Origin of the sequence: Paenibacillus sp. RU5M, from assembly GCF_900221055.1 — a bacterium.
GTDB classification, from domain to species: Bacteria; Bacillota; Bacilli; order Paenibacillales; family Paenibacillaceae; genus Paenibacillus; species Paenibacillus marchantiae.
Genome location: NZ_OBQM01000008.1, coordinates 154,893 through 176,752 on the forward strand (window position 1 = coordinate 154,893; position 21,860 = coordinate 176,752).

General features: G+C 45.8%; 20 protein-coding genes. 14 read left to right on the forward strand and 6 right to left on the reverse strand.

The window, feature by feature from the left end; all coding sequences use genetic code 11:
- Positions 1-3 precede the first annotated feature (3 nt).
- Positions 4-555: a histidine phosphatase family protein gene (locus CRO25_RS22240; RefSeq protein WP_079696506.1), complete on the forward strand. Its 552-nt coding sequence runs from the start codon at positions 4-6 to the stop codon at positions 553-555.
- Between the two features lie 70 nt (positions 556-625).
- Here the strand turns inward: CRO25_RS22240 and CRO25_RS22245 are convergent, their stop codons facing one another.
- Together CRO25_RS22245 and coaA are read right to left on the reverse strand one after the other, a co-directional pair.
- On the reverse strand, positions 626-988 hold the full coding sequence (locus CRO25_RS22245) for a DUF423 domain-containing protein (RefSeq protein ID WP_072734064.1): 363 nt from the start codon (positions 986-988) through the stop codon (positions 626-628).
- A 58-nt stretch (positions 989-1,046) separates the two neighbouring features.
- Entirely contained in the window at positions 1,047-1,976 is a 930-nt protein-coding gene (coaA, locus tag CRO25_RS22250; protein ID WP_063564168.1) for a type I pantothenate kinase, read from the reverse strand.
- A 193-nt stretch (positions 1,977-2,169) separates the two neighbouring features.
- Between coaA and CRO25_RS22255 the strand changes: the two genes are divergently transcribed.
- The 11 genes from CRO25_RS22255 to odhB all read left to right on the forward strand — a co-directional run bounded on the left by CRO25_RS22255 (position 2,170) and on the right by odhB (position 16,557).
- Entirely contained in the window at positions 2,170-2,955 is a 786-nt protein-coding gene (locus tag CRO25_RS22255) for a DUF3891 family protein (protein WP_063564169.1), read from the forward strand.
- 353 nt (positions 2,956-3,308) lie between these two features.
- A complete protein-coding gene (locus CRO25_RS22260) occupies positions 3,309-3,803 on the forward strand; it encodes an 8-oxo-dGTP diphosphatase (protein ID WP_079696507.1) in 495 nt (164 codons plus the stop codon).
- 44 nt (positions 3,804-3,847) lie between these two features.
- Positions 3,848-4,216: a nuclear transport factor 2 family protein gene (locus CRO25_RS22265; protein WP_079696508.1), complete on the forward strand. Its 369-nt coding sequence runs from the start codon at positions 3,848-3,850 to the stop codon at positions 4,214-4,216.
- Between the two features lie 168 nt (positions 4,217-4,384).
- Complete coding sequence (locus CRO25_RS22270) at positions 4,385-4,807, forward strand: GNAT family N-acetyltransferase (RefSeq protein ID WP_079696509.1); 423 nt, start codon at positions 4,385-4,387, stop codon at positions 4,805-4,807.
- A 165-nt stretch (positions 4,808-4,972) separates the two neighbouring features.
- Positions 4,973-5,491 (forward strand): GNAT family N-acetyltransferase, encoded by a 519-nt coding sequence (locus CRO25_RS22275; RefSeq protein ID WP_079696510.1) that lies wholly within the window; start codon positions 4,973-4,975, stop codon positions 5,489-5,491.
- Entirely contained in the window at positions 5,488-5,850 is a 363-nt protein-coding gene (locus CRO25_RS22280) for a cupin domain-containing protein (protein ID WP_063564173.1), read from the forward strand. The genes CRO25_RS22275 and CRO25_RS22280 overlap by 4 nt, the downstream gene beginning before the upstream one ends.
- A gap of 163 nt (positions 5,851-6,013) precedes the next feature.
- Positions 6,014-6,427 (forward strand): NUDIX domain-containing protein, encoded by a 414-nt coding sequence (locus CRO25_RS22285; protein ID WP_240321356.1) that lies wholly within the window; start codon positions 6,014-6,016, stop codon positions 6,425-6,427.
- A gap of 341 nt (positions 6,428-6,768) precedes the next feature.
- Positions 6,769-8,043 carry an S-layer homology domain-containing protein gene (locus CRO25_RS22290; protein WP_079696511.1) on the forward strand — a complete coding sequence of 425 codons (1,275 nt, stop codon included), beginning with the start codon at positions 6,769-6,771 and terminating at the stop codon, positions 8,041-8,043.
- Positions 8,044-8,653: 610 nt separating this feature from the next.
- A complete protein-coding gene (locus CRO25_RS22295; RefSeq protein ID WP_256863731.1) occupies positions 8,654-11,725 on the forward strand; it encodes a DUF5704 domain-containing protein in 3,072 nt (1,023 codons plus the stop codon).
- A gap of 678 nt (positions 11,726-12,403) precedes the next feature.
- Complete coding sequence (locus CRO25_RS22300) at positions 12,404-15,277, forward strand: 2-oxoglutarate dehydrogenase E1 component (RefSeq protein WP_079696513.1); 2,874 nt, start codon at positions 12,404-12,406, stop codon at positions 15,275-15,277.
- Positions 15,278-15,282: 5 nt separating this feature from the next.
- Positions 15,283-16,557: a 2-oxoglutarate dehydrogenase complex dihydrolipoyllysine-residue succinyltransferase gene (gene odhB / locus CRO25_RS22305; protein WP_079696514.1), complete on the forward strand. Its 1,275-nt coding sequence runs from the start codon at positions 15,283-15,285 to the stop codon at positions 16,555-16,557.
- 126 nt (positions 16,558-16,683) lie between these two features.
- On the opposite strand, the gene CRO25_RS22310 is transcribed toward odhB, so the two are convergent.
- The 4 genes from CRO25_RS22310 to CRO25_RS22325 all read right to left on the reverse strand — a co-directional run bounded on the left by CRO25_RS22310 (position 16,684) and on the right by CRO25_RS22325 (position 20,448).
- Positions 16,684-17,661 (reverse strand): alpha/beta fold hydrolase, encoded by a 978-nt coding sequence (locus CRO25_RS22310; protein ID WP_079696515.1) that lies wholly within the window; start codon positions 17,659-17,661, stop codon positions 16,684-16,686.
- Between the two features lie 82 nt (positions 17,662-17,743).
- Positions 17,744-18,721: a type I phosphomannose isomerase catalytic subunit gene (locus CRO25_RS22315; RefSeq protein WP_076289946.1), complete on the reverse strand. Its 978-nt coding sequence runs from the start codon at positions 18,719-18,721 to the stop codon at positions 17,744-17,746.
- Positions 18,722-18,908: 187 nt separating this feature from the next.
- Positions 18,909-19,493 (reverse strand): class I SAM-dependent methyltransferase, encoded by a 585-nt coding sequence (locus CRO25_RS22320; protein WP_079696516.1) that lies wholly within the window; start codon positions 19,491-19,493, stop codon positions 18,909-18,911.
- A 1-nt stretch (position 19,494) separates the two neighbouring features.
- Entirely contained in the window at positions 19,495-20,448 is a 954-nt protein-coding gene (locus CRO25_RS22325) for a TIGR01212 family radical SAM protein (protein ID WP_079696517.1), read from the reverse strand.
- A 272-nt stretch (positions 20,449-20,720) separates the two neighbouring features.
- On the opposite strand from CRO25_RS22325, the gene CRO25_RS22330 reads away from it, so the two are divergent.
- Both CRO25_RS22330 and trmB read left to right on the forward strand, forming a co-directional pair.
- Positions 20,721-20,921: a hypothetical protein gene (locus CRO25_RS22330; protein WP_062320234.1), complete on the forward strand. Its 201-nt coding sequence runs from the start codon at positions 20,721-20,723 to the stop codon at positions 20,919-20,921.
- Between the two features lie 152 nt (positions 20,922-21,073).
- A complete protein-coding gene (trmB, locus tag CRO25_RS22335) occupies positions 21,074-21,823 on the forward strand; it encodes a tRNA (guanosine(46)-N7)-methyltransferase TrmB (RefSeq protein ID WP_064639506.1) in 750 nt (249 codons plus the stop codon).
- Positions 21,824-21,860: the final 37 nt, after the last annotated feature.

A 21,860-nucleotide genomic window follows, 5' to 3' on the forward strand; every position in this document is an offset into this window, starting at 1 on the left:
GCGATGCAGTCTATTTATCTCATTCGTCATGCCAAAGCTACAGGGCAAGAACCGGATGCCGAGCTTACGGATGAAGGACTTCGTCAGGCAGAAGAACTTGCTGAGATGTTGGCGGAGCACCCAATCCAATACATTGTGTCGAGTCCGTGGAAAAGGGCACTTCAAACCGCTGCCCCACTGGGCAAAACCGTCCTGCAACATATACATACGGATGAACGTCTTCAAGAAAGGGTGCTTAGTACCCTTCATCTGGATAACTGGATGGATGTGCTTGAACGTACATACACGGACGAAGACTGGACGGAAGAAGGTGGTGAATCTTCTCGTTTCGCGACAGCCAGGGGCCTTGAGGTGCTGGACGAGCTGTGGAGCCGGCCTGAGCATAGCGGGGCTGTGATTACACACGGTAATCTGTTATCTCTGCTCATTCGCAGCCATGATGAATCCTTTGGATTCGAGGAGTGGAAAAATCTATCTAATCCTGATGTATATGTCCTGGAAAAACAGCAGGGAGATAAAGTCACACACAGCATTCGCCGTATATGGCGAAGTTAAACATAAAGAGAGTGCTCCAGCGATTTTTTGAGATCGGCTAGAACACTCTTTTCAGTTTACGATGTTGGTTTTACAAAGCGGCGACTAATAACATTACCCAACCGACCAAAAATGCTACTCCGCCAAGGGGTGTGATCGCCCCCAGTTTTCGAACGCCAGTTACGCTTAGGACATACAGACTGCCCGAGAACAAGAGGATGCCGGCGAATAGCAGCCATCCAGCCAGCAACACAAGAGAAGGCTGCTCCAGTCGATCAGCGAACAGTCCGAGAAGGATGATTCCGAGTCCGTGAACAAGGTGATACTGAACGCCAGTCTCGTATATTTTGATCATGTCAGCAGACAATCTGCGTTTGAGCGCATGTGCACCGAATGCTCCAAGGGCAACAGCAAGAAACATCATGATACTTCCAAGTACAATCAAGGTCTGCATGTAGTCTTGTCTCCTTTTTAATGAGTATTAAGCAGAATGTTTCTGCTCATTATGACACTTACAGCTTACGCAATTGAATGCGCTGAATCGAATGGTCCGCTTCCTTTTTCAGAATCAGTCTGGCTCGTCCTTTAGTTGGCAGGATGTTTTCGTGCAGATTTTTGGCATTGATATCTTTCCAGATCTGACTTGCCGTAAGAACAGCCTCATCTTCTTCCAGATTGGCAAAACGGCTGTGGAAGAAGGAATTCTCATTCTGAAAAGCTGTATTGCGTAGCAGCTTGAAACGCTCAATGTACCAGTGGCGGATATGCTCCTCTTCTGCATCGATATAGATGGAGAAGTCAAAAAAATCACTGACCAACAGTGGGGTTTCCTTTTTGACCTGGAGCACGTTAATTCCTTCAATAATGAGGATATCCGGCTGACATATGGCATTCTCTTCACCTGCAATGACGTCGTAGGCAAGATGGGAGTATACGGGAGCCATCACTTCGGGTTTGCCTGATTTGACATCACCCATGAACTGAATCAGTGACTTGATATCGTAACTTTCCGGGAATCCCTTTCGGTTCATGATGCCTTTTTCTTGCAGCACGGCATTGGGATACAGGAAACCATCCGTAGTGACCAGATCCACCTTTGGATTTCCTTTGCCTCTGGCCAGCATAGCCTGAAGCAGGCGGGCAGTTGTACTTTTGCCCACGGCAACACTGCCCCCAATACCGATAATGTAGGGAGCGTGATGTGCTTCTTTTTTTAAAAAAGATGCCGTTAAGCGATTCAGCTCTCGTGAAGCTCCTGCATATAAGTCAATAAAGTGGGTAAGAGGTAGATAAATATCCTCAACTTCTTGAATGGATACCTCTTCATTTAATCCCTTTAGCTGTTCCAATTCCGCTGTCGTTAGTGGAAGAGTGGTCTGATATTTCTTCAAGTCAGCCCATTCCTTGCGGTTAAACTCGGTGTAAGGAGAGTATAAATTCATGAGATCCCGCTTTCTGTATGTAATGTTATGTTGGCACAATCATTAGTGTACCAAATTTCAGGGAACTGACAACACCTTTACATTGATGGTCCCTTAGTATATTCCCTGAAAGTTGAATGAAAAGCAACTTATAGGAAATTGTAAACCAAATTATGTTAAAGTCAACGTATACCATGCGGGAGGGTGACAGCAAATGATCGTATATGAGAGAGAGCATGATTTTGTTTTGACCGCACAGCATGAGCATGGACTAGTAGCCGGAGAAATGGCTTCCCATTGGAAAACGGAATTATTAACTGATGAAGCGCATCGAGAAGATCTGATTTTTGCCGCAAAAGAGCATGATCGGGGATGGATTGAACTGGATTCTGCTCCATTCTGGAATGATTATAGTCAGATACCGTATTCGTTTCGTGATTTTCCGCTACGTCCACGATTTGTATTTTACCGTAAAGGTATTGAAGAGGTTCGGGAGAAAAACCTGTACGCCGGGTTGTTGTGCAGCATGATGTATACAGATTTGTTTCAAAACAACCTGGGTGCTAACGCCAATGATGATGAAGATATTAGGGAATATCTGAACGATGAACGGGAGCATCAGTTACGTTGGGAACAGCAGCTTGGTGGTGGTGAAGCGTTGAAGCTTAGGCTGAAACATGATTTAGAAATTATGCTATTTTGTGATCAGCTCAGCCTTTTTCTCTGTATGGAGGAACCCGGAACACCTGCTGCACGTTATGATTTTTTTGCTGATGGACTGGGCTCTACCTTCGATGCCTGTTCAAGGCAGCCCATTCAGGCCGAGTGGCTTTCCAATGAGAAAGTCGGATTGTCTTTTGTGCCGTTTGATGAGGACTTTACAGTCGTTATGCCTTACAAATCGGTACCGAAAGCAAGTATCCGCAAATTTGGTCTGCTGCAGGCTTATCGCCGTGCCGAGTGGAAAGAGCGCCGGGTGTTAATTACAGGCATGAGCTGAGTATCGCCTATTCGATATTCGGTTCAAAAACGAAACATTGCATACATCATAAAGAGGCGGGCCTCCGAAATTTCCGGTCCGTCTTTCGTATGCGTTTATATCGAAATTGAATTTGCAGATAATCAGGAAAGTGAAGAGGGATTCGGAATAGAGATTGAAGCAGGAGAATCTATCTATGTACCAGAAGTGTTAGAGTACAACGAAGTATACAAGCTTAATTCAACATTTACACAAGAGCGGAGAGGACAGAAAAATACCTGGGAATCAAGGATTGGAAGGTTTTTCTGTCGAGTGAGTGAATATGTGTGAATTGCAAGGGATTAGGTTTGTATAAGGCAACTGGGAGGATAAACATGGAAACTAGAACTGAGATTTTAACGATGTGTATGGTATGGGACAAACGGAATGATCAGGTACTTTTAATGAATCGACCGAACCAAAAAGGATTTCCGGGATACATTGCTCCTGGAGGGAAAGTTGATTTTCCAGAAAGTATTGTGGATGGTGCCGTGCGAGAAGTTAAAGAGGAAACAGGACTTGTTGTGAAAGAGATTACATACAAAGGTCTTGATGAATTTTGTGATCCGGAGCAAGGATTGCGTTATATGGTCTTCAACTACGTGGCTACTTCTTATGAGGGAGAGCTATTGAACGAGCCGCCGGAAGGCGAACTGTTGTGGGTGTCTCTAGGACAGGCGCTTGAGCTGCCCATGCAGGATTGGTTTGCAGAACGTTTCCCGCGATTTTTTCAAGCAGGTACGTTTGAGCGGAGTGTGATTTGGGAGAAATCAACCGGACGTACACTGAAAGAGACGTTTATGGTGTATAGCGATTCGGTTCTTGAATAGAGTGAAGTTAAATAATTCAAAACGCTCAGGAGGAGGAAGCATTTATGGGATATCAGCATGCACTGGAAGGATACATTGCAGCAACCAATACACATCAGTTTGATGAGGTAAGCAAATGGTTATCACCGGCTGCCGTATATTGGTTTACGGGAACGTCTTGTACTACCCTTAACGAAATTCGGGCTTATTTTGAAAACGCTTGGGAGACAGTCAAGGATGAGGTATATCGTGCAGAAGATGTCACGTGGATTACGACTGGGCAAGAACAGGCGGTCTGTATTTATACGTATCACTGGAAAGGAATGTATCAAGGGGAGCCGGCTGCTGGAAAAGGTCGGGCTACCAATGTATTTGTTGCAGGCATCAACGGAGAATGGAAATTAATTCATGAACATTTAAGTGCGGGTGAATAACGTGAGGAATAGAACGTTGCGTTGTTATAACAGTCTACTTGAATAAAGCTAATAATTAAGGCTTCTATTTGAAGCATGCCTCATATTTTATCAGCCAATTCTATATATTTATATCCAGATATTATGATATAATGAAGTTTACTTTTTAAAAGGAGAGGACTTGCTATTATGGATATTACATTTCGTGAATCGCTGGAGGGAATAGGAATCGCCCAACTTAGCGGGGCTTTTTTCGAAGGTTGGCCAAACCCTCCATCTACGCCTACATTTCTGAAGTTGCTGGAACAATCCTATGCTGTCGAACTGGCTATTGATGAAGAAACCGGAAATGTGGTGGGCTTTATTCAAGCGATTTCAGATGGAGTTCTTAGCGCATATATTCCCTTACTGGAAGTGCTTCCGGAGTATCAGGGTAAAGGGATCGGAACAGATCTCATCAAGCGTATGTTTAATCGTCTGGGTGATCTCTATATGATTGATCTTTTGTGCGATAACGAACTCCAGGAGTTCTATGAGAAACAGGGCATGCAAAAAACATCTGGCATGGTGATTCGTCATTATCAAAATCAGGCTGGAGCGGTAAGTAGCTAATAGATTTGGTGAACTAGATGGTGAAATAAAGTATAAAAATCGTTCCGTAGTAACCCGAAGTTATAAAAAGAGAAAAATATGAATTCAGACTAAAACATTTATATACGGAAGGTTGTTATATATTTGGTGACTAGCCATACATAGGCTTCTGCAAACGGGACGTAAATGAATATGTACGAGGAAAAGGTGGAGATTGGTGTGAAATTGTCGTTCCGGATTTTGGACTGGGAAGAAGAAAAACCTTATCAACTTTTATTGATGGCTGATCCGTCCAAAGCCATAGTTGACGAATATCTGAGTCGCGGTGTTTGTTTTATCGCTGAATATGAAGGGGAAATGGTAGGAGAGTTTGTCTTGCTGAAGACGCGTCCAGAGACGGTTGAGATTGTTAATATTGCCGTACAGGAAGAATTACAGGGACAGGGCGTTGGCAAACACATGATCAAGGAAGCGATAGAAGCAGCACGCAGGCTCGGTGGTCGAACGGTAGAAATTGGGACAGCCAACTCAAGTTTTCATCAGTTGAAGCTATATCAACGCTGTGGTTTTCGCATTGTAGGGGTTGATCGGGATTTCTTTGTGAAACATTATGAAGAAGAGATTATAGAAGATGGTATTCGCTGCGTCGATATGATTCGTTTGTCTCTGGATCTCGATACCGTGGCAGAGGAGAATAAGAAGTGAAGATATATCGTCTCAAACCAGAGGACCGACGTACCATCACCGCTTATGGCAGTGAGGGAGCAGAGATTACGCCGATACTCCGAAGCGCAACAGCCTGCCACGTAGCACAACTGAAACTGTCTGCAGGAGGAAGTGTAGGTTTGCATCCAGCTGTGGGCGAGCAGGTGTTTCTGGTGCTTGAAGGCGAAGGTTGGGTGGAAGGCGAGACAGGCGAACGGGTAGCGATACGATCAGGAGAAGCTGCGTATTGGACCAACGGGGAGAATCACCAATCTGGCTCGAACAAAGGGTTAACCGCATTGTTGATTGAGGGTGAAGAACTGATTGTTCGGTTATCGCTAGAGTCGGGAGATTCTTAAGATAGGGGCTGATGATTTGAGTGTTTGGGTCATTGTTATTATTATTGGAGTGATATTTACTCCATCGTTCTATCAGTTGAATAAGCGTATTCGTAGATTGGAAGAGCAAGTTAGGCATCTTTCAGACGAGAGGAAGAACCTTTAAGTGGATCGGTACACACACATGGGGGTATACGGTTTAGTCACTTGGGAGCAAAAAGTCCTGTTAATACATAAGGCGAGAGGGGCCTACATGGGGAAATGGGATTTGCCTGGAGGAAGGTTGGAGTTTGGTGAGCAACCGGAGACCGCCCTACACCGTGAGATCGAGGAAGAGACGGGTCTTTCCAATCTACAATTGGTGATTCGTTCTGCGGAATCGAACGTATTGGAGTGGGTTCACGAAGGCGAGCCGGAAGAGCTGCACCATATTGGAATTCTATACGATGTATATTTGACAAGCGAAAGTCGGCCTTATGAGATCAAAAGGGAACCGGATGGCGAAGATTCGCTGGGCGCACAATGGTTTACTCTGGAAGAGGTCGGAGCGTTGTCGTTGACGCCATTTGCAAAGTATATGATTAACAAAACTACTTGATTTGAATTTTAGGACTGGTCAAATGGAACAGAATCGTTTATTCTGTGATAGATAGATTACAATTTTTTCAAATGAATAGGACTGACACCTTAAAGCATAAGGCTATGAATCTGCGGATTCGTGGCCTTTTTTTGTGTTTTTAGGGGTGGATTGGGTCTTTGGAAGGGGAGGTTGCAGGCCTTTAGTGATGGGGATTGCTGAAAAATAATACCAATTGCCTAGATTTGCATGGTAGAATATTGATGATTATTACAAATTTAGGTTTTGGCTTGAAGAGTAGTACGATTGCTGAAGAAGCAGGAGTTTGCCCCATACTAAGGTACATAGGAGAGTGAGTAGATTTGAAGAAGCAGATGAGATTAAACGGTAGTAAATCAAAAAGGAATGTGTTAATAGTCGGATTGTTGACGACGGCTTTGCTGGCAGGAACGCTGCTGACTACTGGAACCGTGGGTCTGGTGTCTACTGTGGATGCTGCTACAAGCACGAATGGAGCGGGCACAACTGCCTCTGCGCTTACGAAGTTCAAAGATATCAAAGGGCACTGGGCGCAAGCCACAATTGTCAAAGCCTATGATAAAAATCTGATCTCCGGCTATCAGGATGGTACGTTCCGCCCCAATGCCAAAATCACTCGTGGTGAGTATGCCACACTTCTCAGCCGTGCAACCAGCTTGGAAAAGGTACAAGGTGAGAATCCTTTTGCTGATCTCAAGGGGCACTGGTCTGAATCAGCTGTGACACAGTTGGTCGGCCAAGGCTTCATTCATGCTAGTGATTATCCGGAAGGATTCAACCCCAATGCCGAGCTCACACGCTACGAGATGATGAAATGGATTGCAAACGGACTGATCAAGTCGGGAACCAGTTTCCAGGATGCTTTTGACGATACCAAAAATACACTGCTACCTACCCCTGAAGTGAATCGTGGAACGATTCGTGCAGAGCAAATTCCTTATCTTGCACTTGTTCGCGGGACTGGCATTGTGGGTGGATTTGAGGATGGTTCCTTGAAGCCTGCTGATCCAACAACGCGAGCCGAAGTGTCTGCTATTTTGCTACGTTATATGGATGTCGAGGGCACGGATGCAGGGAAGTACAGTGATCTGAATGAAATGCGTGAGGTAGGTACAACAGGAACGAATTTAACGACGATTAGTAATTATAAGTATAGTTCGGGTTCTGCTAATATTTCAGACTTATCCAAAAGTTACATTACCTTAACTAACAAATCTGGTGTAATGAAGATACATCGACTAATAGTCGTGGATACCACTAAGAGCACACCAAAAGGTATTTATGCCTCATTACTATTGGAGAAAAATTATGTTCCTGGTTCGTATAAAACATTTTCTGATGTTTCTTTCACTTCAAATTTAGAAGAATCAAATTTATTAACATTTAACAAGGGATTTTCTGATTCTCTTATACAATTTAATCGCTTAGATTTGGAATTGGCAAAACAGAATGGCTTTACAACGTTACCCATGAATTCTAGTGAACTGATTAAAAAGGGTGTTGAAACAAGATTTTGGATTACATCAACTTTAAGAAATAAGTCTTGGTCCTATTTCTTGAAGTCTGATACAGAAGGAGCGTTTAAAATTCAAAGGTAGCTTGATTCGGGTGGTGAAAAAAATCAATAAACGTTTCCTTAGTCTCATTTTGATAACTGTGTTTGTTAGTGAATTATTAGCTAATTCCCTACTACCCATTAATTTCATTAATGCAGCAACAGATCAGTATGGGCCAAAATCAATGAAAAATCCTCATAAAGTCACGGTCTTAGCAACACCTACTATAGGAACACCAGGAGTGTACTGGTACCAAGTCGATGACGGGCGATTTAAAGCTGAACATGCGGGAGGCCCAACCTATGCGAGAAATGTAGGAAGTTGTTCGAGTCCATATCCTGAAGCTAAAGAAATACCTGATAATGTTGATTTCAGTAAATGGCCCCCAGAAAGTTGGCCTGACTATAATGGAAACAAAGTAGATGCAACAAATATTAAAAATGTTCGAATACATGATGTTGACTATCAAGGTAGAGCAGATCAAAATTCTTATACTGGCGTAGGGGACCCAAGTCCTCCATTTCCCTCTACTATTGTAGCAATAAGGACAATTACTGGAGGCTACCATACCCCGACTGAAAAAAAACCTTTTTTAAATGGTGGTGAGACAACGGAAGGTTGTCCAAAATACAATGTCGTTTATTACACTCCTATGGACATCATCTGGGAAGGGGATCTCGAAGAAGAAAAGCAAATCGACGTAACTCCAGACTCCACTCTAACGGTCGGAGAAACTAAACAGATGGTAGCCAAAGTTAAAACGAAAAATTATGGTGCAACTCAATTTAGTGAAGGCATCGACGTAAGTCGGCGCGAAGCTGAAACCACCTGGTGGTCATCCGATCCTAGTATTGTGAGTATTGAACCCAAAACCGGAATGGTGAAGGCTGAAAAGCCGGGTACTGCTTTTGTGCGTGCAATCTGGAACAACGGTACATACCTCATCTCGGATACGGCTGACATTACGGTAACGTCCGAACCAGGACTCATTGTGAACCTGCCAAACGCTTGTAAAGCAGACACAGCCACACCGCTGCAAGCTAAAGCTATCCTGACCAAGTCAGATCTTTCTGTTCATGAGCTTACCGCTCATCCCAAATTGACCTGGCAAAGCTCCAATCCAGCAGTAGCGACCATAGGTGCAGATGGGAAAATGACGATCAAAGGTATCGTCGGAAGCACCACCATCACTGCCCGATTTGTGGACACTGCCCAGCAGTTGGATGAGCGAGGAACACAGGTGTTAGAGGTAAAGGACTGCACAGGCAACGGAGGAGACGGGGGAACTGATCCAGGTAACGGCGGTGTTGTGGGTTGCCCCGTGACCATCAGTCCTCCTAATAAAGGAGCGTTGATCGAATCGGCTGTCATGGACCCCTCCGTTTCGGGCGTGCTGAAAGCTGATGATCGGGGGTCTGAGAAGTTTGATGTCACCCGTGGCATCCCGACTTCTGAAGATCTCTATGCAAATGTCATGGCTAGAGGATACTTGTTCCAGCACCGTTGGGTGAACATGACGGGAACAGTGACTTATACGGTCAACGTAAAAAAGAAGTATCACAAAACATGGACGATTCCGGGCAGAGCCTCGACAGGGCCTAATGACCCAGGAACACCTCCACAACCTAAGGAACTAGACGTTCCTGTGGAAAAACCAATGCAGGTTACACGACAATATAGTTATTGGCAGATTGATAATTTGGAAGTCTATCAGCTAAATCAAGCTACGATATCCAATTATGCACTTGGTGGCTACGGTGGTACAGTAACGTTGACTCCAAACGGATATACACCCCCGACCTTACAATCGGCTAATGATGATGCGGTTACCGCACATGTGAAACCTGCACCTTGCAAGGAAATCGACCTTGGCACTGAAACAAAGTCAGGCGGTGACAGCGAGCCGCCTACACCTGATGAGACGTCATTATTCCAAACCAAAGCAGAAGCCGAGGTTAAAGAGAACACTGTAAATAATGACAAGGTAGTGTTTAACGGTACCACTGTGATGGACCCTGCTTCGATGGATAAGACTGCTCCGCGACCTGGGACAATTCCACAGCCTGGTATGATCGGCGACAACGTGCTGTACCAGAATCGTTTAACTATTCAGAATACACTGGTCAACAAGGCGGACCAACCGACAACGGGCGAGATCGCATATGGCTTGATTCCTGGAAACATTAAAGGCGGTCAGGATCAGAAGTTTTCTATTCAAGGAATCAATTCTGTCACGGTGCACACGCCTGTCGTTAACTACGCCTGGGTGTCTGATGATCAGCCCCATAACCAGAAAACAGTGCCTGATCCGACCAGTTCGGCGCTTATTCTGGAACGACCGTTTATCGTGCGCATCCCGACCTCAGGGCAGCATCTGGACGCAACCAGTTACCCGGGTTATGGCAATAGGGACTATGCTAAGTATTTTCGCATCAAGCAGATTCGTTTCCCATTTGACGTCTATAACGCCGATAGGAGTCAGTTCATTCCAGCCAAGACCTGGGTGGACATTCCGGTTAACCAACTGGATACCATTTTCTATCTTCCAGTATGGGTGGATGAAGGGCATTACCGAGTTGAATTTCGCAATATTGCGGAAAATGCTCCTTCGACATTCACCGAACAGCAGGATGCCAACACAAATCTGACCCATCATGTTGCGGCAGATACGGTCCCGGTGGAGGTTGTTGGGCGATTGTATGATTTTCACGTTACGGATATCGCCGATTATAATTGGGAGAACGTGTTCCGCAAGCAACTCGGGAGTTCGGAGCCGACAGGAGTGAGCTACTGGACAGGACTTAACAGTATTGATGGTGATCCGCGAGGGAATCTGGCACCATTCGTGTTACCTGTTCGCCCAGGCAGTCACCCTGTGCAGGGTTTTAGTAATATTGCGGTGAAAACGGGTTACCATATCAAGTTCGACCTGAAAACAAAAGGAAATATGTTTGGCAAACAGGATGGTGTTCGAATTACTCCAACATTCTACTTTGTGAGCAAAGACGGCTCTTCCAGACAAGAAGTCGATCTTTACTACCACCGCGGTCAAGAGCGACTTATCAGAATAGGATCGGCGCAGGATTTGGAGAAACGGTTTGTTGTCCTGAACTCGAGATTGCGTAATGTACCCGGTACGGAATTGGGGGATACGGCGCGTTATCAGTATACGTATGAACTGACAGCCGATGAACGTAACCAGAGATCGCTCGCCGATTATATGGTTACGCTTGTTGATCAAACCTCTCACCAGAAAACATGGGTAGGCCGCTATGACTGGATGATCCTACCCGCTTCCATTCGTACACTGATTGGACCCAAGACAGACATTCCTTCGGGTGTTAGTGTGGACCGAGCGAATGCGGCGATCCAGCGTTGGTACGGAGAATACAGCCTGCCTGCAGATGTATACGCCGTGCCAAAGGGAACCAATCTCGAATCGCTTGCCAGACAAAATCAACTGGATGAAAAGGCTTCTGTATTTCTGAAGGACGGATATATCGTGGTCAACTTTAATATCGAGACACTTCGAGATGGGAATACAGAGGCTCCACACCTGCAATACATTTATGCTCCGCTGATGAATCAGTGGAAGATGGAAGGTTTCAACAACAGTCCAGTAGACAATCAAGGCAGAACTTGGCTCTTAAAGGAGGGCGATGTGGTCTTTTACCATGCAGATCAGTCCAGCCGGAGCGATTTTCAGTCTCAGGTGCCACATTAAAAAAATAAAATGTCTGTCAGTTTAAATAAACTAAGTCCAAAAGAGCCGCCCGGATGCTTTTACGCATTACAGGCGGCTTTTGGTTTATACATTGAATTTCAAGAAATACCCATTTTCTTGTTGAATACCAAGCCAAATGGTTAATATTTATCTTGACGGTTTGTTTTTGGACATTATGGACCACAATTCTAAATAAGGAGGCTGCAAAACGGGTGAAACCTGAAAATGTGTAGAAACCATTGTAGGATAAGCGATTAACAACAAAACGCCATACAATCAGAGCACATTTGTGGGGTCGGAAATGTTCCAATTATTCGATTCATCTAATTTATGCATCAATTGAACTAAAAATAGGAAATGCTCCTGAGCGTAAAAGTTTATAGAATAGATATTAGAACACGGACTTCACTTGAAAAAGTTGAGGAAGGTGTAACCCTCGAACGGATCAGGACAGTATTCGACATCTGTGCGACGGTATATACAATCATCAGTTTACTATGATTTTGAAAACGCAGACAAACCTTGACGGGAGCGTCGGAACAACGTTAATACCACCAACAGCACGATTATTGGACTTCATGAAAAATTTAGCTTAAAATGTTGAACGAACGCAAATTACGGCTTAGTCAATGATTTCCGTCAAAAACTTATGACTAAATCAAGACGGAGGGAACGTCGATGACGATCGAGGAAGGCAACAAGAAACCCTGGGAAAGTTACTATGGCCCGAATATGGGATACGTACAGGAACAATATGAATTATACTCCCAAGACCCGGGTGCAGTTACACCGGCTTATCGGGAATTATTTGAACAATGGGGTGCACCGCCGATGTCTGGCAGGGATGCACATACAGTCTCGTATTCTGGCAACGCCCAAAAGGACTCCGGAAGCGTGGATATTCAACTATTACAGAAAGCGGTTACAGCAGGGAAACTGGTAATGAATATTCGTACCTATGGTCACCTTGCGGCCGATATTGATCCCCTTGGAATCAGTGAAGATTCAGATACTTCTTTGCTTGAACCGAAGCATTTTGAATTGAATGAAGAAGATTTGAAAGCTCTGCCAGCTTCCCTGATCTGGGAAGGTGCAGATGGACAGACGGTAACAGGATTGGATGCCATCCAGCGCCTGCGGCAAATATATACTGGTCCTATCGCTTATGAATTCAGCCATGTGCATGAGGTTCATGAGCGGGAATGGCTGAACCGCCGTGCAGAATCTCGTACTTCGCCGGCACCGCTTAATCCAGAGGAGCGTAAAGCTTTACTGGAACGTTTGGTTGAAGTGGAGCAATTTGAAGATTTCCTCCACAAAACATTTGTTGGGCAAAAACGTTTTTCCATTGAAGGTAACGACGTGTTAGTCCCTATGCTGGATGAAGCAGTCCGAATTATGGCACACGCTGGTTCCAGCCATATTCTGATGGGGATGGCTCACCGTGGTCGATTGAACGTTCTTGCTCATGTACTGGGCAAGCCGTATAGCAAAATTTTCTCTGAATTCCATCATTCTCCTAACAAGGATTTGGTTCCTTCCGAAGGGTCAACAGGAATCAATTACGGTTGGACGGGGGATGTCAAATATCATCTGGGCGCAAACCGTTATGTAAAAGACGGTGAAACAGTACAAGCGCGTCTTACGCTAGCCAATAACCCGAGTCACCTGGAATATGTAAATCCGGTTGTACAGGGCTTTGCACGTGCAGCACAGGATGATCGCCGTGATCCGGGATATCCGAAGCAGGATGTAACCAAAGCGGCAACTATTCTGATGCATGGTGATGCGGCTTTCCCTGGGGAAGGTATTGTAGCAGAAACGCTCAATTTCAAAGCATTGCCTGGTTACCAAAATGGCGGAACAATTCATATTATCGTGAACAACCGTCTTGGATTCACAACAGACAGCAGCGATTCACGCTCAACGTATTATGCGAGTGACCTTGCCAAAGGATATGAGATTCCGATTGTGCATGTCAATGCAGACAATCCGGATGCGTGTATCGCAGCTATTCGTATGGCAGCAGAATACCGTAACCTGTTCAAAAAGGACTTCCTGATTGACCTGATCGGTTACCGTCGTTATGGTCATAACGAAACAGATGATCCAGAAACTACACAGCCGACGGTGTATGACAAAGTAAAAGCTCATCCAACGGTTAGTCACTTGTATCAGGATCATCTGAAAGAGGAATCGGTTATCGACGATGCCTCCATCAACAGCATTCGTGAAGCTGTGACGAACCGCTTAAAAGAAGCATACGAGCAGATGAAGAACAATGAAGTACATGAATATTATCAACGTCAAATTAGCGAGCCAGAAGCCGTTTCAATTATTCCAACTGCGGTACCATTGGAAAATCTGCGGACAATTAACGCCGATTTGCTGAAATGGCCAGAGAATTTTAATGTATATCCGAAGTTGCAGCGTATTTTGCAGCGCAGAAGCACATCTCTGAACGAAGGCGAGAAAGTAGACTGGAGTCTTGCAGAGACGCTTGCGTTTGCTACCATTCTTGCGGATGGCAAACCAATCCGGATCAGTGGACAGGATGCAGAGCGTGCAACGTTTGCCCATCGGAACTTGGTGTTGCATGACTCCGAGAATGGTGCGAAATTCTGTCCACTGCATCATCTGCCACAGGCAAGAGCATCTTTTGCCATCTACAACAGTCCGTTGTCTGAGGAGTCCGTTGTTGGTTTCGAATACGGATATAACGTCTATTCACCAGATACGCTTGTAATCTGGGAAGCACAATTCGGAGACTTTGCCAACTGTGCACAGGTTATTTTTGACCAATTCGTATCTGCCGGCCGTGCCAAATGGTCACAAAAATCCAGTCTGGTCATGCTGCTCCCGCATGCGAACGAAGGTCAGGGACCTGAGCATACAAGTGCTCGTCTGGAACGTTTCCTGCAGCTTTGTGCAGAAGACAATATGACCGTTGCGAATTTGACAAGTGCATCGCAATATTTCCATCTGTTGCGTCGTCAGGCTTCGTTGACTGAAACGGAAGATGCTCGTCCGCTCGTTATGATGTCGCCGAAAAGTCTCATTCGTAATCCTCGTGTCGCTTCACCTGCAACAGAGTTCAGCGAAGGCAAGTTTGAGCCTGTGCTTGAGCAAGCAGGATTGGGCACGAAACCGGATCGCGTAGAGCGCATTGTTTTGTGCAGTGGTAAAATCGCCATCGATCTGGAAGATGCTTTTGAGAAAGATAAAGCAGATTGGTCTTGGCTTCACATTATTCGTGTCGAACAGCTGTATCCGTTCCCGGCGGAAGAAATCAAGCGTGTACTTGCACGTTTCAGCAAGCTGAAAGAGCTGGTGTGGGTACAGGAAGAAAACAAAAACATGGGTGCCTGGACATACATGGAGCCTCGTCTTCGTGAAATCGCGCCAGAAGGAACAACCGTTAAATACGAAGGTCGCCCGGAACATGCGAGTCCTTCCAGCGGTTATCAACTTGTGCATGGCATGGAACAGCAACAGATCATTACATCCGCATTGAAGCAAACGACGAAGAATAATATTCCACTGGGGAGGTAACAGCTGTGAGTGAAATTAAAGTACCTGCAATGGGTGAGTCGATAACGGAAGGAACCGTATCCAGATGGCTGGTCAAAGAAGGCGAAACCGTTAATCAGGGTGATGTTCTTCTGGAACTGGAAACGGATAAAGTAAATATTGAGATCAGTGCTGAAGAGAGCGGTGTTCTTGAGAAAATTGTTCGCCAGGAAGGCGAGACTGTAGAAATTGGTGAAACGATTGGAACACTTTCAGCTGGAACTGGAGGAGGAAGCGGCGCGTCCGCTTTCCAACCAGCAGCAACAGAGCAGAAACAATCAGCTCCTGCACCGGAAGCTCCAACTCCGCCACCAGCACCCGTTGCTGCAGCACCGGAATCTTCGGATAGCAGCTCGAAGACAGCTTCACCATCTGCTCGTAAACTTGCACGTGAGCGTGGTATTGAGCTCGATCAGGTACAGAGCAAGGATCCGATTGGCCGTGTTTATCAGGATGATGTGAAAACTCACAACACGCAGGCCGCCGCTCCTACAGCGCCTCCTGCTAAAGCTCCCGCTGCAGCACCTAGTGCTCCGGCAGCAGGTGGTTCCACGTATACCAAACCAGTGGAGCGTCAACGTATGTCCCGCCGTCGTGCTACCATTGCGAAACGCCTGGTAGAAGCACAGCAGACTGCAGCGATGTTGACTACGTTTAACGAAGTGGATATGACGGCAATCATGGATGTTCGTAAACGTCGTAAGGACAAGTTCAAAGAGAAACATGAAATCAATCTCGGCTTCATGTCCTTCTTCACCAAAGCAGTTGTAGGCGCACTGAAAAAGTTCCCAACCATTAACGCGGAGATTGATGGTGAAGATGTAGTTCTCAAAAAGTACTATGATATCGGCATTGCGGTATCTGCCAAAGAAGGTCTTGTCGTACCGGTTGTACGTGATGCAGATCGTCTTGGCTTCGCTGAGATCGAGAAAAGCATTGCTGACCTGGCATCCAAAGCCCGTTCCAACACGCTGGCTTTGTCTGATCTGCAAGGAGGAACCTTCACCATTACCAATGGCGGAACGTTTGGCTCCTTGTTGTCCACACCAATTTTGAATACACCTCAAGTAGGTATTCTGGGTATGCACAAAATCCAGCTTCGTCCGGTAGCGATTGATGCAGAGCGGATGGAGAACCGTCCGATGATGTATATCGCCCTGTCGTACGATCACCGTATCATTGATGGTAGCGAAGCCGTACGTTTCCTCGTGACGGTAAAAGAATTGCTTGAAGATCCAGAGTCTTTGCTGATCGAAGGGTAATCCATAACGATTAACATTAAATTGCCATCTTATAAATAAAAAAGTAAAGCCCCTGAACGCGGAGCACAGTGTATGCTGTGCACCCGTTCAGGGGCTTTCGTCATTGTATAGGTAATTTGTGTCGCATTATATGGAATCGGCGGTTTCTGCGTGTGCTGTGGAATGATAGGCACTGTAGTCGGAAGTATGCCTTTCCAGCCACTCCACGACATGCCCGGCAACCTCAGTCCGATTCGTTTCATGCAGCATTTCGTGGCGCCCCCCCGGATAGAGGCGGTATTCAATATCCTCAAGCTCAAGCTCTCGATATTGGGAGACCAGGTTAAGCACTCCTTTGCCATGAAGTCCCACCGGATCTTGTTCACCCGAGAACAGATATACAGATTTATCCTTAGGAATACGTTTCATGTTGCGCGGCAAGTGAATGTCCAACAGCAGTTTGAAAAAGTCACGGAAAAAACCTGCAGAGCAGACGGCTCCACACAAAGGGTCATCCATAAACCGCTTGACCTCTTCGGAGTCCCGGGACAGCCAATCAAACGGCGTGGTTGCCGGACGGAAAGAACGGTTGAATCCGCCAAATACGAGCGCATTGAGCAGCATACTTGGATGACCCTTCCCCTGAATGCCACACTGCAAGAAAGCCAGTTTCTCTCCAATCCGAAGCAGACCACGTTTGCCATTGGTGCCGGACAAAATAAATGCATGGTAACGCTCGTGGCCAGCATACATTAGATGCTGTACCAAAAACGACCCCATGCTATGCCCCATCAAAAAGAGGGGCACATCAGGGTTTTCTTTGGCGGCAACTTCGCCCAGATTCATCATGTCACTCGCCATCCAGCGGAAAGCATCTACGCCGGCATTGCCCAACAAATCCGAGTTTTCGACCGTTTTACCATGACCACGATGGTCATTCGCATAGACCGCGTAGCCGTGCGTGGTGAGATGTTGGGCAAATTCAGCGTATCGGGCAGCAGTCTCGCTCATGCCATGTGCAATCTGGACCACACCTTTGATGTTACACTCCGGATCGGGAAGCCAGCGGTACACATGAATACGGGTACCTTCATTGCCAACCAGGCTAAAGGTAGATTCCTGCATCTCGTGTAAATCCTCCTTCACAGGTCACATTAGAGCCATTTAAGCTAAGGTAGATCACTTGAATAGATCATTGATTATACGATTAAGGCAAATAAGAGCGAAGAACAGTAGTGTTGCCATCCAGCGTATAGGAGCCTAGGTTGGCAGGCAGTAAGTAACATTGTCCAGCTTTCAATTCAATTTTATCCGATTCCGCGTTATCCCACTCCAGCGTTCCGCTACCTTCACAGACCACAAGAATAGTGAAGCTTTCAGCACTCGTAGAGAGCTCCCAACGTCCTGTAACAATCCCTTTTTCCACTACAAAGTATGGACATTCCGCAAGCTTCAGCCACTCACCTGGAGTTGCGTTGTTGGTTTTCATCGTCGTGGCGCCAGCACCCTCATAAGCCGTTACATTCAATGAATCCTCAACATGCAGCTCACGTGGTTTGCCATCCAGGCCTGGACGATTATAATCGTAAATCCGGTATGTTGTATCCGAGTTTTGCTGAATCTCAGCCACAACGACACCTGCACATAGAGCGTGTACCGTTCCCGCAGGGATAAAGAACGTATCTCCAGCCTCTACAGGTACTTGACGAAGGGTATCCATGACCGTACCATTCTCCAGCGCTTCCTTCAGTACTTCACGGTCAACGCCTTCATTCAGGCCGTAGATGATATGAGCCCCTGGTTTGGCATCAAGCACATACCACATTTCCGTTTTGCCAAGCTCGCCAGGAGGGAGCGCTTCGTAATCATCTGTTGGATGAACTTGTACGGACAGATCATCGTTACAGTCAAGCAGTTTGATCAGAAGCGGGAATCGTCCGCCCTTTTCCGAAACTCCTTTGGTTCCAAGCCAAGCTGTGCCCAGTTGTTCACGGACTTCATCGAGGCCTTTTCCGGCAAGTGCTCCATTTAATACCTTGGTTGTACCATTGGGATGATCCGCAATCATCCAGCCTTCTCCTATATGTCCTTCAGGCGGCGTCAGGCCGAATTGCTCCAGCGCGCGACCTCCCCATACACGTTCTTTGAACTCTGGTTGAAATTGCAGTGGGTATGGCGTAGGCATTCCTAATCTCTCCTCTAGTATATGAAATGGTGGATCGCTTTAATCAATCATGACCGCGTAGTTGGCATGAATGTAACAGTGAATACGGTTGCACGTCTTTATGTAGTACACAAATCGCATAAATTAAACCCAAAGAGTGCTTTGTTGCGATTGTGTCTAGTTTATTGCATTTGTGGGACAAAGGAAATTATTTTTTCTCGATGCCAATCAGAAAAGGAGAGGCATCACGCTGCAATTGGCGATAGATCACCACTTGTGCCTGCTCTACAGGTAGAGCAGAGGACCACTCCAATACCGCATCCGCTTCCTGTGATCCTCCATCATGACCTGGATACAGCACAACGGTAATAATGCCGCGCGGCTTGAGCAATGCCAGTGCAGCCTGGAGAGCAGCAATAGTACTGTCTGTTTCTGTGATAATGCTGGAGTCCGCATCTTCAGAAGGCAGGTAACCCAAGTTAAACATTACAGCACCGACATTACCCTGCCATGTTTCAGGAACAGCCTCAGCCATTCGATCATGGCTTAATTGAAGCATGGAGATGGAGCCCAATTTGGCACTGTCCTCTTGTTTGCGAATGCGGGCTTGTGCTAGGGTAAGTGCCTCGCTCTGAATATCGAAACCAATGACTTGACCACGTTTACCAACTTTTTGTGCCAGAAACAGAGTATCCGCCCCCGTGCCTACCGTTGCATCAATAGCTAAATCTCCAGGCTGTAGACGGGAAGAAATCCACTGATGGGCACAACTTAAAACCGAAAGAAAGCCCATCTTAAGCCCCCCTCCAGTATTTACCTTGCCAGGAATCCCGCTCACGCAGCTCACGATCAATGGAATTCAACACTTCCCATTTGTTCATGGACCACATCGGCCCAATCAATAAATCACGGGGTGCATCACCTGTAAGACGGTGTACAATCATTTCAGGTGGCAGCATCTCCAGCGTATCGACGATCAGTTTAATGTACTCGTCTTGTTCCAGGAAACGAAGAAGCCCGGCTTCATACTGCTTCACCATTGGCGTTTTGCGCATCAGATGAAGCAGATGAATTTTGATCCCCTGCACATCCATGTTGGCAACAGCCCGTCCGGTATCCAGCATCATTTCATGGGTTTCCTGAGGCAGTCCGTATATAATATGTGTACACACCCGAATATTCCGTTTGCGTAACTTCGCAACGGCTTCCTCATAACACTGCGTATCATGCGCACGGTTAATTAGGGTTGACGTGGACTCGTGAATGGTTTGAAGACCCATCTCAATCCAGAGGTAGGTGCGTTCATTCAATTCAGCCAAGTAATCAACGACGTCATCCGGTAAACAGTCAGGGCGAGTGGCAATGGACAGACCCACGACACCGGGCTGCTTCAAGATTTCTTCAAAGTATTCACGCAGTTCTTCAACGGGTGCGTATGTGTTGGTATAGGCTTGGAAATAGCCAATGTAGTGGGCTGTAGGCCATTTCAGATGCTGTTTATCCCGAATGGTATTAAACTGGGTGACCAGATCATCCCGTCTGCTACCGGCGAAATCACCCGATCCACGAGCGCTGCAAAATGTACAGCCCCCTTTGGCGATAGATCCATCTCGGTTCGGGCAGGTGAACCCCGCATCCAGCATCACTTTGAAAACCTTATTGTTAAATTCGTCTCTCATTTCGTAATTCCAGGTATGGAATCGTTTATCTCCCCACAGAAGAGGAGGTTGTATTGAAGGTGCATTCATCTTCAGGGTACTCCTTTGGCTTACCTAATGGCTTGCTTATTCTATTACCGAATTCGACTCTTTTTGAACTTTTACCATTGTATCAAAAAACTCAAAAAAAGGGGAATCTAGTCGCAAAAATAGGCCGTAGAAACGAGGTTTTATCCTTGCTATAGTTTACACAATATGTTATATTTAAAGCAGCGTCAGACACCATCTAATGGGTACTATTCATCATAGCATTTGAATCAATGTTGACGTCATGGACCATACTATACCGTGAGGTGATATGAATGAATTCCCAAGTTAAAAATAATGATCTTCATCATGTTTCTGTAGAACTGACGGCAGAAGAAGCTCTGGCTTTGACAGGTGTTCGTTTCAATGGCAATCCGAAAGTGAAAGCGGCTGCAAGACAAAAAGTTCGCGATGCTTTCGAAAAGACATTTGATTTTTCACACCAAGATAAGGTAGACTATGAACTATTAAAGTAGTTGGACCCCAATTCCAAATAAATCGAAGAGGGAATCTTTGAGATTTGCCCCAAAGTGGCAGATCCGAAGATTCCTTTTTCATTGCTCTTTACAATTAGCGAGTTCTTCGGCAAAATGATTCTGAGACAAGTATGGATAAACGGAGGAATAAGATGCGTTTACGTGGCAGAAAAGGGATTCGTGAAAATTTGGAGCAACAAGTTGACCTCGTTGTTCTTGATCCCAAACAGTACAAAGGAAAATGGTCTGAACTGTTTGGCAATGACCATCCGATCTTTGTGGAATTTGGCATGGGTAAAGGTCAATTTATCAGCCAAATGAGTTATAAATATCCGGAATTCAATTTTATCGGTATTGATATGTATGATGAATTGGTGCGTCGTGCCAGCGAGAAGGCTCGGAAAGCATGGAGTCAGGCAGAAGTGGAGACACCACCCAACCTGAAGCTGGCTCTGGCTAATATCGAACAGATTGAGGAAGTATTTGAACAGGAAGAACTGGAGCGGATTTATCTGAACTTCAGCGATCCTTGGCCGAAAGCCAAGCATGCACGTCGTCGTTTGACACATCCACGTTTCCTGAAGAAATATACGGAACTGCTTAACACCAAAGGACAGATTCATTTCAAAACCGATTCGGAGACATTGTTTGATTTCTCTCTCAATGCGATTGCCGACTTTGGTCTGCAAATGACCAATCTGTCCCTGAACCTGCACCGTGATGGATTGAATGAAGAGCATGTCATGACAGAGTATGAGCAGAAATTCATGGGCAAAGGCATGAACATTCACCGGGTTGAAGTCATCGTGGGTGAAGAGGCTTTGCGAGAGTATCAACAAATCCGCTTGGACAAGTATAAAGTGCGGGAAGCTGCGGACGAGTCTGGCGAAGATCAAGAGTAATTTTTATAAAAAAGCGTGATATGCGTCTGGCTACCAG